We start from the raw sequence: 12,581 nt of genomic DNA, 5'->3' as shown, positions 1-12,581 counted from the left end.
TATAGGGGGATTGGGGTTAGGGAAGCGTGGAGCCGATTTGCGCCGCTACGACAGTGATCGCCTGGCAGAGAGCTCCACCTCGATCTGCATCCTCGGTCCAGCCGATGTTCCCACCGAAGCCGCGCCGCTCGACCATCACGTATTGCAGATTGGTGAACCAGAGGATGCTGAGCTGAAGCTGCACCGCAATGCGGACAGCCTGGCCTTCATCGCTGAGTGGGTTCCATTGCTCCCGGCCAGATTCTGGATCGTCGTAGTAGAAGGCATCGCTCCCGCGCCGGTACTCCAGCTCGAAGCCCATAGCCTTGGCTGACAGCTTTAACAGTTCATGGTCTGTCATGGCCTGCCCGCCTTGTAGATGAAGACGTAGGCGAACCAGAGGGTGGCGATCATGGCGTCACCTCGACCAGTTTCCATTTGGTGTTGTTGCTCTGGCTGTGGTCCGACTCAACGAGGCCATCGCGCTTCATCAGCTCCAGCTCCCGTCGGATCTGCTTGGTGGTGAACGGCTCAATGTGAAACCGAAACCACCAGGTGCAGAACCAACCGCCAGCGCCTAGTACGCCGCTCATGTAGGTGATGATTCGTTGGCGGAGGCTCATGGCGTCACCCGCTTGAAGTCGACCACCCAGACCCACGGGTTGGAGTTCCACGACTCGGCGCCGTTGATCCCCACCCACAGTTCTCGCCAGGCGTCGAAAGGGTCAGTCCAGTTGCCTGGGCCTGGCTCGGACTTGAAAGGGTGGAAAGCATAATCGCCGTCGCCCTGATGGATTCGGTTAATGCCCTCGGCGATGTAACGGCTTTCGTAGGCCGTCTCACCTTCGCCGTCCTGCAACCGCTCGACGCGCACGTCGGTAATCTCCAACAGGATGCGGCTGACCCAGCGAGGCATATGAATTGAAGGCCGAATTTTCCCTGGCTTGATCATCGCGCAACCGGTTTGCCGGAAGTCCCAATCTGCCGGGTACCGGATAGGTTCGCCATTGCTCAGCTCTCGCGGAGCGATAGCATCCACCTGAGCGTCAGCTTGCCAAGCTTCCCGCACCCACAGCCGGTCGCCGCGTCGGCCATATGGGCAAGGTGCGTACTCTTCCAGCTCCTTGGCGCACTCTGCTTCGGTAGATCCGAATACGCAGAAGCCATAGCGTGGGTCTCGCTGGCCTATAGCGCTCCAGAGCTGACGATCGCCAATCGGTATGGCGGTGTCCTCGGTAGGGATTTGGAAACCTTTCACTGCCCGGCGCGTGGCCGTCTTCCGGTCTTCCAGAATGGCGCGCACCATCGGGGCCGAGAATAGAATGGGGCGTTCCTTTATTTCAGACATGGCTTCACCATCAGGCGCCTAGAGCGGGCTGTGTTTAAAAAGGATTAGTGGCAAGATAATGGCCCGACGATTTGTCGGATTGCCTAGGATTTCCATGAAAAAAGTAGTTCTGATGCTCTCGTTAGCTGCACTGGCAGCCTGCAGTTCAAATAAATCGGTTGTTACATCCACAGATCCAAATTGGCTGCGTATAGGCGACGAACCCGAAGGCTATCCCAGGACTTTTGTCGAGAAACTAAACGGCAACTGCTCACTGGTTAGTGAGTCTTGGACGAAAGGGTCTATCAAAGGCCAGAATATGTGGACGAAAGAGCAGTCTCGAAAGCCGATCGCCTGCCCTTGATATAACCTATAGCAGCTGACTTTGAAGGGGGAGGGGTTACAGGTTTTGCGGGTGGAGTACATCCGTACTCTTCAAGATTTTACGCCCAGCATCTTGTCGATTGCGGCGTTGTGGCCGGTGACGTACTCGTAGGTGTGCAGGCCGTCGGTCATAACCAGGGGCTCAGGGATTCGAACCGTGGCGGTCAGGCGAGCTACTTCGTCGAGGCAGGCGTTCCAGCCCCATTCCGAATCGCTTTGAGGCGAGAAGTCTCTACGCTTAGGCAGCACCACCGATACCGGCGCGGGCTGCTCTGCGTAGAGCTTGGATAGGCGATCGACCTCCCGCTTATAAAGCTCGATGTGTTTAACGTGGTCCTCATACTCTACGTAAGGCCCGGCATCGTGCCATTGGTGGTACTTATCGCCATACGATCCGCAAGAAACATTACAACGATCTATAGGCCCCAACATATCGAGCTGATATTCGAAGGTTTCACAATCGTCCACCGGCTCGCCCTGGGGCTGGGCGGCAACGCGATACGATTCGACAAGCTCGGCTCGCAAGCTGGCGATCAAGTTGTTCTGCTGCTCGATAACGATCTCTGCGTGTGCAAGACGTTTCGGGGTCAGGTCAATCTCTCCAAGCACTGCAGTGGCATCCAGCAGGGCGCGCAGTATCCAGACAACACCGCGAGCGCTTTCCGCGTCCGCTCCATCGCCGCCATCATCGAACACTGCGGCCAGCTTCAGCGCTTGCTCAAGAGACTTAGCTGGGACCATCCGGGCATTCGCTGGTGGGCTTGCAGGTCGCTTTCAGATTGGGGATTTCGTATGCTCGGCTCGCACCCAGGATTAGGAGCTCGCTGCCGTGTCGGATTGGAAAATGTTGAAGGATGGCTGGACCTGGCTTTGGTCTTTGGGACCGAGGGAAAAATCTGCGTCAACTGCGTTTGATAAGTTACATATGAGCATGCGTACTACGGTGAAATGTCGCTTCGCTGCTGCTGACAGGCTCAAGAACTATGCTCGATTTTCTTTTTTTACTACGACTGTCTTATCGCTTGGCCTGATTCTAATCCCGCTCATTCAAAACTCTCAGGTCACGCTTTCCGTAGCTCCATCTGTTCTAAATATGATGCAAATCTTCTTGGCTGTAGCTGTATTGGTGTTTTCGGTTGTCATCGGTACTGCAAAGTACGAGCTGCGATCAGAGCTCTTAACGGAGTGCGGAAATCGACTCAAGGAGCTGATTCGGGAGATGAACCGCTTGAAGGGCACAGTGGAGGGGAACGACCCCGCTGAGCTAGAGCGGCTCGAAAGGGAATATTCGCGCATCACGACTGATGTAGAAAATCACGCTCGTGTCGATTACAGACGCACATGGCTTGACATGCGCAATGACTATTTTTTAACCGGCATTCCGCGTCTTAGATTTTTGACGGCGACTTATTGGTACTCTTTTTATCCATACCTAATGCCCTTGATACTGATGGCGATGGAAATCATGTTCGTTACTGACATGCTTGGAGTTACAACACTTTTGCCAAAAGCATTTCGGATCGCAGAAGCGTAGTCAGTCTCCACAGAAACAGTCGATGTCTTCGGCGAGGTATTCGAAATCGAAGTCGGTCTGCCGGGATCGCTGCTCAGCAGACCAACCCATCGTTTTATAGTCGGCTCGATCCTGCCGGAATACCTGGCCGAAGCGCTCTTCGGTGCCCGACCACCAGATCACCCGGGACGGGTCTTCGATGATGGTCCTGATCAGCTTTCCTTCGTTTTTCTTCCAGCACAGGTCGCAGTTACCGAAGTCCGAGTCCATTCCTAGATCGAACGGCTGGGCCTTCCAGAACTCTGCAACGTCCTCCTTCGTAATGCCGGCGGTGTAAGAAGGGCAAAGGTTGTCCCAACGGGTGCCCCCGCGGTCATTGGCAGCCATCATGCGGTGATAACGCTTCGGCTCGTCGTAGCGAATGCCGACTACGCAATCCCATTCGTCGTAGCCCAGGGCGCGCATGTGCTTCTCACCGATCTTCACCTTGAGATAGGCGGTGCACATGTTGTTCGAGAAGTTTGGCAGCACCGGTGGCAGGTTTTTCACGTCTTTTCGGTATGCCGCGTAATATTCGAGCATCATCGTGAATGGCTCGCCGTTGCGGCTGGCGGTCTCAAAATCCACGAGCTTGTACCACGGTGCGTCATCCGGCTGACCGTACACACGGCACCACTCCATCCATACGATGCCAACGTTCCATCGCTTGTCGATCTTATCGATGAACACTAACGTTTCTTCGCGCTCCTTGCCGGTATTCTGGAAGAAGGCGTGAACATCAGCAGGGAGTTTTCCGCCGTGGGCGTCGAGGATCTTGCGTAGCATCTGCCCGCTGGTTCGGCCTCCGGAGACGCCGATCTGGGCCGGGCCGGTGATCAGGAAGGGATTCATAATTGCTCCAGGCAGCCGATTGCCTCGCCGGCTGGCGTGATTCGTTGATATGGGGTATGAGGTAGGGAGATTTTTGAAGCTAATTAGGGACAAGTCATGCAGGCGCCAACGGATAATCTGTATAAGTTTCTTTCGATTGTAGGGATGATATGTTTTGTTTTTTTCTTTTTTGATCTTAATAAACGATCAGATGATCTTGAATTGAAAATTGATAGTTTGACCATTCAGCAGGTCGAGTTCTTAGCGACTCTGGACGCGATTAAGACAGATTCAAATCGCCTTTCCAAGGTAATTGCTGACCTGAATTCTGGAGCGAAAACACTTAAGGAACTAATGGAAGCTATGCCCAGCCTGAAGGCAGCTAGAGATAAAATCCAGTCAAGATTTGATGAGGCGAAATTAGTAAATGCAAAACTGAACGCTAATTTGGAATTAGTCAAAAGCTACTTTGAGAAGCTTAAGCAGCTGGCTAATCTATACGGCTGGCTGCAGTTCGTTTCATTAATAGTCGCATTTGTTGGTATGCTTTTGTGGTATTACAGAACGCAAAGATATCTAGACTTAAAGGACAAGCAGTCTGTCGGTTGATTGAGTGTCATCGCGAAAGTAATGATCATATTCTCATACTAATTTATATCGGGTGACCGGCATGGAGCCGGATCAAGGAGCGGATATGCCAAGCGTTGAAACATTCAGTGATGAAAGCCAAGGCCATCAGTTCGACATTGAGGTGCGACACCACACGAACGGGTTCACTTATCAGCTCAGCATTCCAGGCCTGCCGCCAATCCGACCTGGCGACCAACTGTTTGCCTCGCTGGATAAGGCCAGGCAGCACGCGCGCGAGCAAGCCTGGGGCCTTATTGACCAGCTAGTGAAATCTCAGCGGTAAGCAATGTCTCAGGACGAGGCGCGCTTGAGCTGTTCGGTAAGTTGAGTTGGAAGGCCGCGTAGCGTCAGCGTGCCGCCGGCTTCGTCAAACTCGATCTTGTCGCCCAGCAGGTGCGCTTCGAAGCTGATCGACATGCCCTCAGCGCGCCCGGTGAAGCGCCTGAATTTGTTCAGTGTCTTCTTGTCCGGCGGCAGGGCCTCGGAAAGGCCGTAGTCCTTCGCTTTGATGAAGTCATAGAAGTTCTTCGGGCGGTCTTCGTCGATTAGGCCCGACAGCTCGTCGAGCGTGATCGGCTCGCCCTGCTTGGCCTGGACCATTGAGTAGCTGACAAGCGTATGTGTCTTCTCGCGGGCTGACTCTTCTGGCAGATCCTCGCTTTCAACAAAGTCGCTGAACGCCTTGAGCAGCGTGCGTGTTTCGCTCGGGCCGTCAATCCCTTCCTGGCAGCCGATGAAGTCTCGGAAGTAATCATTGAGCCTGCGGCCCTGCTTGCCTTTGAGGTACGAGATGTACTGCTTCGACTGCGGGTTGCTTTTCCATTCACTGAGGTTGATGCGCGCCGCCAGGCGGATGTGGTCCAAGTCGAGGCGCTTGATCGTCAGCAGGCTGAGTTCCTCGGTCATGGTCACCGCTTCGGTTTCCTGCACCAGGGCGATAACCAGGTAGTCGGTCATGCCTTGCTGATAGTGGCAGAAGAGGGCGTGCCCACCCGTGGTGAGGTTCGATTCTTCCATGAGCCTGGTCAGGTGCTCGACGGCTGTGGTGCTGAACGCCAGGAAGTCGGTTACGCCGGCCATGTACTTGCCGAGCCAGCCGCTGAATGGGAAAGCGCCTGACTCGTGATGGAAGAACCCCCAGCCCTTACCAGCGGTGGCGTTGTAGCTTTCGTTAAGTTGGCTCATCAGGTCGTCGCGGGCCTGGCTTTCGACCTGTTCGGATGAGCCCAGGAACAGCACAGCTGGGCTACCGTCGGGCTTCTTGTCGATCTTGTGGATGACACTGTGGCGAATGGGCATTTCGTTTACCTCAGGTAGGCGCCGTCCTCCGATGAGTCGGTGGTGGCAATTTGGTGGCGATATGTGTAAGTATTCGGCTCCCTACGACATAGACATGGAGCGTTATTTTGAACATTGCAAAACTTCAAGAGGACATCGGGAGCGGTTACACCAACGAAGTTGTAAGGCGGCTGAATGCATTTGCATACACGCCAATACCAGTACTTAATGCCCTTGCAGAAGAAGCCTTGTCGGAGAACTGGGGGAACGATAACCACGTCTTAAAAAAATATCTTGGTGCCACTATTGCTTGGAGCATAGAGCAAGGTGCTGTGACATTTTCTGATGACCAATTTTATATAACGGCAGGACACCTTCAAACCAGATACGGTACGCCACTCTATTTGGTTTTTACGGCAGGCGATCGAGGTGCCCCTTGGAAGCTGATCAAGGCCGGGTCGCATATTAGCGCTCCATCCCTTCCGCCTCCACCAGTCATACCTCATGGAGATGAGATCCCTCGTGGCGTTGAGATCGTAATGCAGCATGACCACATGCTACGTGAGAACGCAGACCGCGTTGCCTTTTTGAAAGACGCGCCGCCAGTTGCTCAAATGTGCGCTATATCCGGTGCTATTCAGTGGTCCATGAATAGGCAGTTGCACTTACCATATTGGTACTATGGTAAAATGAATTACTTGGTGCCGCTTTATTTAAAAGATAGGGAGAACATTACCGCTGCTCCTGATCTTGTTGCACCAATCCAAATTTCAAATGATCAAATTTTGGTTCGCACAGTACTAGAGCCACATATGCCATACGCGAACGCACGCATCGGTGTTAGACGTCACGACCAACTCCCACATTGGATGCTTAGCACTTGGAACGCGCATTCTGCAGATATCAGAGCAGAGGATGAATAGGAGGCGGGCTGATTATCTCGTCCTCTGAATTAGTCATGATCTGACGTCGTGACGTCCGTTCAAAAATCCGCGCCACGCTTTCGCTAATAACGATTTCGTGGCGGGGATACCGCAAGAACTCGATCAGCTCGTTGTCGCCCATCAAGTCCATCTTCATGATGGCGATCTGCAGGACCTCGCTGATGATCGGCGTCTTGCCTCTGGCGCAGATCCGCTCCATGGCCTGCTCTATGCCCGGCCTGACCTTGTCCGCAATTCCTTCTCGGCGACCGCCAGACGCTTCTGCGCTGCCTTGGCCGACCGTTCCTGTACTGATTTGGCCATGGCCTACCTCTTCTATTCCGCTGGCCGGCAGTGCGAGCCAGGTTTGACGTTTGCGTTGCGGGGGGGGCGGGCTATGCGGCGCATGAATCGACCTTCACCTGATGCCACGCGCCGAACGTTTCGAAGATCCACGCGGCGTGTGCCTCGTCGAGCGATATCGCTTCAGGTATGGCGATCCAGCCCGAGGCCACCATCTGGCTTTGGTTTGCCTCGTCGCGCAGCTTCTTGTAGCAATGCTCGATCACGTCTTCCAGATGGTCGGAGAGGTAGACGCCATCGGGCGCCACCTCCACCGACTTACTGTAGCGGTCGCCGCGGGCGTCGATGCAAAGCGTGCTCAGGTAGATCGTCCAGCGGTGGGGGATACCACAAACGGCCTGGCCGATTTTTCCGGGCGCGATGTTCTTCAGCGCCTTGTAATTGATCATGCCCTGGTGGCCGCTGGGGTCGATGTTGACCACCGCGACATGGTTGGAGGCCAGTAGCGAGCGGCACGACCTGGCGATGCGTGCCTGCAGGTTATGCGGTTTGCGCTTGCTCATAAGCCCTCCGCAAGTTTGCGCAGTGCCTTACGTTCTGTCGCTGTGATAGGCGGCTTGCGGCGCTTGAGGATGGTTTCGGGATCGATCTTGGTGGAGCGGGGCGGTGGCAGCGGTTTGCGTGGCGGGCTTGGCAACTGCGCGACTGTCCCGCCAGCGGCCAAGAACTCCGCCGTGCGTTCCGATATCGAGTAAGCGTCCTGGCGGTGCTGCTCGACCAGGCTGAGGTGGTTGCTGATCATGTCGGCCTCACTTGATGCGGATTGAGCTGTCGCCGCGCTCGAGGTGAGCCCATTTCGGCTCTTCGAGAAGTTCGTGTTCGACGTCCTCGCCGGTGGCCATGCGCTTGCGCACTTCAGCATTGTGGTCGCGGATTGCTTTGAGCTTGGTGGCGATAGCGCGCTTGTCAGGTGAGAACACGGTTTTGGTATCGATGAAGTCGTCCGGGATGTCATCTTCTTTATCGACAATGACCTTTTCGGGCGCCAGAGCCAGAGTGATCGTGAACAAGGGCCGTCTGATCGTCTTGATGTCGGCGGCCTCCATGTTGTTGCGCAGGTATTCATCGAGCTTGCCAACGGTATTCTTTCGGATGCGCTTGAGCTCATTCAGCCGGTCGACCTCTTTGTCTATTGCATCGATATCGCCCTGGATATTCCGACTCAGCATTACGACACTTTCTGCCTTATCGTTGAACTCGCCCTGTATCTCGTCCATGGCATGCTGCAAGGCCTCTTTCAGGCCTTCATCATCCGTGTCGGCCATGGACTGGAGCTCGGCGAGCTTGCCGGTCAATGTGTATAACTGGGTCATGCTGCGTTCTCCTTCTCGGCATCAGTGATTCGTTTCCATTCCAGCGAGATACGCTCGGCGCCCTTGGTGTCCTTGCGCAGAGTGAGTTTGCGTACCGCAACGTCATGGATCTTTTTCAGCTCTTGGGGGGACTGGGCTCCGGCCATCGTGTCGATAACCGATTTGATGTAGTCCAGGCGCTCCTTCTGCTGGCGAGCCTTCTCGGCCTCCTTGTCTTCGGCGTGTTCAATTAGCTCTTCATCCTTCAGTTGATTGACGTACTCCGCGTCGTCAAACATTCCCAGGAACACGTCGGCGCTGAAGCCGAGCATCGATAGCGATTTCTTGATGGCATCGGTCAGCGACTTCTTCGGCGCCTCGCCATCGGTTGTCGTACCGAACTTCGATTTGTAGAGGTAGCGAGTGCATCCGTACTGCTCAATCTCGCGGCGTTTTCCGTCCAGCTCGAACCAGAAGCGAATTTTGATGGTGTGGTTGAGTTCACGACCCAGCACCAGGCGTTTGTCGCCTTCGCCGCTGGCCATTTCTGAGCCTTCGTCGAAGCGCTCCTCCATGACCGTCCAACCAAACCCAATTCCGACCGGGCCGAACACTTCGGTGGCCTTCATGATCATCGCCGTACCGTTCAGGCTGGTGATCTTCTGACCGCCAACCTCGGCAGCTTTGGTGTAGCGGGTATCGGTCGTGCTGACCTTTTCCCAGATCTGCATGTTCGTCGACATGGGGATTCCTTGCCGCGATGCTCGCAGCGATAAAAGGGGAAGGGGAAATAAGAGTTGATAAACGTTCTTATTCGTATTTAAGATACGTAATAACATTTCAAATCAACGCAAGGAGCCTCACCTATGAAAGTGCTGTCCTCACTCAAAGAAGCTAAAAACCGTCACCGTGACTGCCAGATCGTTATGCGCCGGGGCCGGATCTACGTGATCTGCAAATCCAATCCAAAATTCAAAGCGCGGCAGGGCAGTGCGAAAAACAAGAACAAGGGCAAAGGCTGATCAGCAGTGTTGTTGATCTTGCTGCTGAACACGGTATCGCAGGACCTGGAGCACTCGACCGCCATAGCCAGGTTCTGCGTATTGCTCAACCGGTGCGCCGAAGAAGCCGCGCCGTTCGGCAAGGCTGTAGGCCTCTCGAAGGTTATGAGCGCTGATATCTTCGAGCTGCTCGTCGATGAGTGATTTAACCGGTGCGGTACTCATTGAATCTCCTTACGCCGCCGGCTGACATCCAGTAGACGGGCGCTATACCAGTGGAATTCTTCTGCGTTGATGGCGCCCGAAGTAAAGTGTCGGACGATCAGACCCTCGGCTAGGATCTCGTCGAGCGCTGGCTTGTCCGGTTCCTCAAGCGTGAAAAGCGCTTTATCGATCTCAACATAGGGGCTCACAGTTCGTTGTCCTCGGCCTGGGCTATAAGAGCGTCATCAGCCAAAGGTTGAAGGAGGCGTTCGGCAATCTCGCCGAGCTTCCCAAGTTGGTGGTCACTCCGGCCAAGCAGCTCCAGTGCTTCCGATTTCACCCTCGAACCCGCCATCCCTGCGATCAGTAAGTAGCCCAGGGCTGGAGTGTCGACGCCGCAGTCAGCAAGTAGGTTGTTGGCGTACTCATCGACAGCCAGTGCAAACTGGTAGGCCGTAACGCCTTGCTGCGGGTGCAGGTGGCGCTTGAACACCACGCTGCCACCTCTGGCCAGCTCTTCGGCTGCGTTGTACAGCCATTCGTTGCGAGCCAATTGCTGAGAGGTTTCGCTCACCGGAGGCGGCAGTTGTTCGTCGTGCTCAAACTGAGCCTTGCGTAGTGCTGACATGGTCGCCTCCAGAGTGGCAGGTTTATCACCTGTATTCGTCAACACTCATGCCTCCCGCTGGTTGCCGATGGGCGCGGGGGAGGAGTGCTGACGGGTAGAGGCGAGGTGTTTAAAGCCCCAGTTAAGGGGCTTGAGGTGGGCGAGGTCAGACTTTGTAATGTCCGATGAACTCGGCGTGATCCGGCAATGAGGAAGAGTGGCCCCAGTCATCCGGGTTCTTTGGACCGAAGTCGCGGCAGTTCAGGCCGTGTCCCGAGGAGACCAGGACCTTTCCGCAAGGCAAGACAGCGTAGTGATTTTCGGTAGTTCTGTTCTCGTCGTTGGTGTAGGTGAGGAAACCTTTTGCCAGATCCTGTTTCATTTCGTCTTACTCCGGTGTTCGGTTGTTTTCCAAATGCCCACCGCTCTGGATGGGCATCAGTGAAAAGGTCCGTCACGCCAAAACGTTGTTGTCGTACTGCCGGGCGCCTATGTCGCAATGGCTATGGCCTTGGGCAATGGCGTCGTAGTGGTAGAACAGCGAACCAGTAGCGCGGCACTCTCCGCTTTCTTCATCAGCGATCACTACCGCTGTGATCCGAGTGTTGCGTGCGCTGCTGGTGAAGTGAGCGCTGTATTCACCCAGACGGGCGATGGTCTTTCCGTTTTCTTGAGTGCTGGTGAAGTTGAACATTGCATTTCCCTCCAGGGCTCGGTTGTCATCCCAAGCAGCCCTCGCAAGAAGGCTGCTCAGTGATGCTTTCCGCCGTGACCCGCATAACACCTGGCGTCGGTCACCGGCTTGAATCAAATGTCACTCCAGCCGCGGGCCTTTCGGCTTGTTCTCCCGCTGGATAACTGTTCTTGGCGCTTTACGCTGCACGCCCGGGTCAGTTGCCAACCCTCTGAACCGTTGAGGCCGGTTCATCGCTGCCTTTGAATTTGGGCCGGTGGTGATCCGGCAATGGGTATCGCTAAAGAACGGCGCAGCTTTCGCTGCTGGCCGGCGGTGTTCGTTGCTGGCTTGAGGTAAATTTACCATTTGGAAATTGCCTGTCAATGCATATTGGTAAATAAATTGGTAAATAAATCTTGGGTGCAAGGTAAATCTATGATGCGTATTGGTTTTCTAAGGGCGTAAAAAAGCCCGCTCAAGAGCGGGCTCATTTACATGTCGCTGTATTTTCTCCACTCGATCCTAACGGCCCCGGATTCCAAATGGTCGACGCGGATACCTGCAGTGTCGCCAATGTCTTGGATCACCTGTCGCCAAGCCTCCGGGCTTTCGTCGTCCAATCTGAACACTTCAACTGCTTGGATCTCCTGCACATTCGGTGAGGCGATGATCCGCTGGAGTCGGTGACCGACAAGTTCATATGAGTTTCTCGGCTTGGCAGTGGAGTAAGGTGATGGGTTCATGCTTCGCTCCTTGCGAATACTGTATGAATAAACAGTATTTCGGTCGTCGCACATTGGCAAGTGAAAATTCTTCCATTGGAGCAGAAACCGGCTGTGAGCCTGCGTCGGGCTCCTGAATGACATTAGGGCAACTGGTACACTGGGACGATTGGACCAAGGAGAAGGGAATGCGCGGATTAGCAATTACAGCCCTAGCGCTAGCGGCAACCGGATGCGGCGGAGATATAGACCGAGCTCGAACGTCAGTCGCTAGCCACCTAAAAGATCCTGACTCTGCAAAATTTAGGAATGAGCGGCAAGTTTCAGACGTGGCTGTATGTGGCGAGGTGAACGGGAAAAATATGTTCGGAGCTTATTCCGGATTCTCTCAATTTCTTGCCATGAAAAGACCTGGTGGATTTGACGTGACAATCGACCCAGATATGACGGACCGGTTCGCAGGGAGCGTATGCGGCTATGCAAAGGCCGGGGCGGAAGCAAAAACTGAAGTCAAGGCGTCGCAGCCTGTGGTAGAAATTCCAGGAGTCAGGTGGTCCGTTCAATTAGCGTCTGTCAGCAGCGAGGATAAGGCGGAGGCGATCAGTAGAGATCTTGCGGGCTCCGGCTGGAAACCCTACACAACAAGGCGAGATGGAAAAAGTCGTGTTTTTGTAGGGCCATTCTCCACGCGGGCTGAGGCCAATGCTCAGATGGATGACCTAGCGGGCAAGAAGGCCCTAAACGGATTCGTGCTGCGTTTCCAAGAGCCAGCGGAATCGAGCAAATAGTAGATGCGTGAATAAAGATGGGAG

At 54.6% G+C, this 12,581-nt stretch carries 23 protein-coding genes; 6 read left to right on the top strand and 17 right to left on the bottom strand.

Translation table 11 applies throughout. From position 1 onward, the window contains the following. Positions 1-16: 16 nt before the first annotated feature. From AC07S6_RS04785 to AC07S6_RS04770, 4 genes are all read right to left on the bottom strand, one after another. Positions 17-340: a hypothetical protein gene (locus tag AC07S6_RS04785; RefSeq protein ID WP_495111824.1), complete on the bottom strand. Its 324-nt coding sequence runs from the start codon at positions 338-340 to the stop codon at positions 17-19. A 49-nt stretch (positions 341-389) separates the two neighbouring features. Next, a complete protein-coding gene (locus AC07S6_RS04780) occupies positions 390-602 on the bottom strand; it encodes a hypothetical protein (RefSeq protein WP_495111823.1) in 213 nt (70 codons plus the stop codon). After that, a complete protein-coding gene (locus AC07S6_RS04775; RefSeq protein ID WP_495111822.1) occupies positions 599-1,327 on the bottom strand; it encodes a hypothetical protein in 729 nt (242 codons plus the stop codon). Before AC07S6_RS04775 ends, AC07S6_RS04780 begins: the two co-directional genes overlap by 4 nt. A gap of 414 nt (positions 1,328-1,741) precedes the next feature. Then, positions 1,742-2,431 (bottom strand): hypothetical protein, encoded by a 690-nt coding sequence (locus tag AC07S6_RS04770; RefSeq protein ID WP_495111821.1) that lies wholly within the window; start codon positions 2,429-2,431, stop codon positions 1,742-1,744. An 88-nt stretch (positions 2,432-2,519) separates the two neighbouring features. Here AC07S6_RS04770 and AC07S6_RS04765 point away from each other — a divergent pair, with 88 nt between their 5' ends. Then, positions 2,520-3,224 (top strand): SLATT domain-containing protein, encoded by a 705-nt coding sequence (locus AC07S6_RS04765; protein WP_495111820.1) that lies wholly within the window; start codon positions 2,520-2,522, stop codon positions 3,222-3,224. Here the strand turns inward: AC07S6_RS04765 and AC07S6_RS04760 are convergent, their stop codons facing one another. Further along, positions 3,225-4,094: an adenine nucleotide alpha hydrolase family protein gene (locus tag AC07S6_RS04760; protein WP_495111819.1), complete on the bottom strand. Its 870-nt coding sequence runs from the start codon at positions 4,092-4,094 to the stop codon at positions 3,225-3,227. It abuts the gene before it with no gap. Positions 4,095-4,190: 96 nt separating this feature from the next. Here AC07S6_RS04760 and AC07S6_RS04755 point away from each other — a divergent pair, with 96 nt between their 5' ends. Next, entirely contained in the window at positions 4,191-4,682 is a 492-nt protein-coding gene (locus tag AC07S6_RS04755) for a hypothetical protein (RefSeq protein ID WP_495111818.1), read from the top strand. 85 nt (positions 4,683-4,767) lie between these two features. Continuing rightward, on the top strand, positions 4,768-4,986 hold the full coding sequence (locus AC07S6_RS04750) for a hypothetical protein (RefSeq protein ID WP_313043077.1): 219 nt from the start codon (positions 4,768-4,770) through the stop codon (positions 4,984-4,986). A gap of 8 nt (positions 4,987-4,994) precedes the next feature. On the opposite strand, the gene yejK is transcribed toward AC07S6_RS04750, so the two are convergent. Then, entirely contained in the window at positions 4,995-6,002 is a 1,008-nt protein-coding gene (gene yejK, locus AC07S6_RS04745) for a nucleoid-associated protein YejK (RefSeq protein WP_495111817.1), read from the bottom strand. A 107-nt stretch (positions 6,003-6,109) separates the two neighbouring features. On the opposite strand from yejK, the gene AC07S6_RS04740 reads away from it, so the two are divergent. After that, on the top strand, positions 6,110-6,904 hold the full coding sequence (locus tag AC07S6_RS04740; protein WP_305438192.1) for a DUF3825 domain-containing protein: 795 nt from the start codon (positions 6,110-6,112) through the stop codon (positions 6,902-6,904). Here the strand turns inward: AC07S6_RS04740 and AC07S6_RS04735 are convergent. The 5 genes from AC07S6_RS04735 to AC07S6_RS04715 form a co-directional block, all read right to left on the bottom strand. Continuing rightward, positions 6,885-7,124 carry a hypothetical protein gene (locus tag AC07S6_RS04735; protein WP_495111816.1) on the bottom strand — a complete coding sequence of 80 codons (240 nt, stop codon included), beginning with the start codon at positions 7,122-7,124 and terminating at the stop codon, positions 6,885-6,887. The genes AC07S6_RS04740 and AC07S6_RS04735 overlap by 20 nt on opposite strands. A 175-nt stretch (positions 7,125-7,299) precedes the next feature. Beyond that, a complete protein-coding gene (locus tag AC07S6_RS04730) occupies positions 7,300-7,770 on the bottom strand; it encodes a hypothetical protein (protein ID WP_495111815.1) in 471 nt (156 codons plus the stop codon). Next, a complete protein-coding gene (locus AC07S6_RS04725; RefSeq protein ID WP_120249020.1) occupies positions 7,767-8,009 on the bottom strand; it encodes a hypothetical protein in 243 nt (80 codons plus the stop codon). The genes AC07S6_RS04730 and AC07S6_RS04725 overlap by 4 nt, the downstream gene beginning before the upstream one ends. Positions 8,010-8,016: 7 nt before the next feature. Then, positions 8,017-8,580, bottom strand: coding sequence for a siphovirus Gp157 family protein (locus AC07S6_RS04720; RefSeq protein WP_120249021.1), 564 nt, complete (start codon positions 8,578-8,580; stop codon positions 8,017-8,019). Then, a complete protein-coding gene (locus AC07S6_RS04715; protein WP_495111814.1) occupies positions 8,577-9,302 on the bottom strand; it encodes a hypothetical protein in 726 nt (241 codons plus the stop codon). Before AC07S6_RS04715 ends, AC07S6_RS04720 begins: the two co-directional genes overlap by 4 nt. Before the next feature lie 123 nt (positions 9,303-9,425). On the opposite strand from AC07S6_RS04715, the gene ykgO reads away from it, so the two are divergent. After that, entirely contained in the window at positions 9,426-9,581 is a 156-nt protein-coding gene (gene ykgO, locus AC07S6_RS04710; RefSeq protein WP_019816741.1) for a type B 50S ribosomal protein L36, read from the top strand. Here the strand turns inward: ykgO and AC07S6_RS04705 are convergent, their stop codons facing one another. The 6 genes from AC07S6_RS04705 to AC07S6_RS04680 form a co-directional block, all read right to left on the bottom strand. Next, positions 9,582-9,785: a hypothetical protein gene (locus AC07S6_RS04705; RefSeq protein ID WP_197880597.1), complete on the bottom strand. Its 204-nt coding sequence runs from the start codon at positions 9,783-9,785 to the stop codon at positions 9,582-9,584. Further along, positions 9,782-9,973, bottom strand: coding sequence for a hypothetical protein (locus AC07S6_RS04700; RefSeq protein WP_236264655.1), 192 nt, complete (start codon positions 9,971-9,973; stop codon positions 9,782-9,784). Before AC07S6_RS04700 ends, AC07S6_RS04705 begins: the two co-directional genes overlap by 4 nt. Next, positions 9,970-10,392 (bottom strand): hypothetical protein, encoded by a 423-nt coding sequence (locus AC07S6_RS04695; RefSeq protein ID WP_236264656.1) that lies wholly within the window; start codon positions 10,390-10,392, stop codon positions 9,970-9,972. Before AC07S6_RS04695 ends, AC07S6_RS04700 begins: the two co-directional genes overlap by 4 nt. 145 nt (positions 10,393-10,537) lie before the next feature. Next, positions 10,538-10,753: a hypothetical protein gene (locus AC07S6_RS04690; protein WP_198834556.1), complete on the bottom strand. Its 216-nt coding sequence runs from the start codon at positions 10,751-10,753 to the stop codon at positions 10,538-10,540. Between the two features lie 72 nt (positions 10,754-10,825). Further along, positions 10,826-11,065 carry a hypothetical protein gene (locus AC07S6_RS04685; protein ID WP_069868619.1) on the bottom strand — a complete coding sequence of 80 codons (240 nt, stop codon included), beginning with the start codon at positions 11,063-11,065 and terminating at the stop codon, positions 10,826-10,828. Positions 11,066-11,538: 473 nt separating this feature from the next. Next, positions 11,539-11,790, bottom strand: a complete 252-nt coding sequence (locus tag AC07S6_RS04680) for a DUF1654 domain-containing protein (RefSeq protein ID WP_236264657.1) — start codon at positions 11,788-11,790, stop codon at positions 11,539-11,541. Positions 11,791-11,957: 167 nt separating this feature from the next. Here AC07S6_RS04680 and AC07S6_RS04675 point away from each other — a divergent pair, with 167 nt between their 5' ends. Continuing rightward, positions 11,958-12,557, top strand: coding sequence for an SPOR domain-containing protein (locus AC07S6_RS04675; protein WP_236264658.1), 600 nt, complete (start codon positions 11,958-11,960; stop codon positions 12,555-12,557). Positions 12,558-12,581 lie beyond the last annotated feature (24 nt).

This window comes from Pseudomonas sp. GW821-FHT07B01, assembly GCF_059419065.1.
Note: the sequence above shows the minus strand (reverse complement) of the source record. Positions and strands in the feature narration are given on the sequence as shown.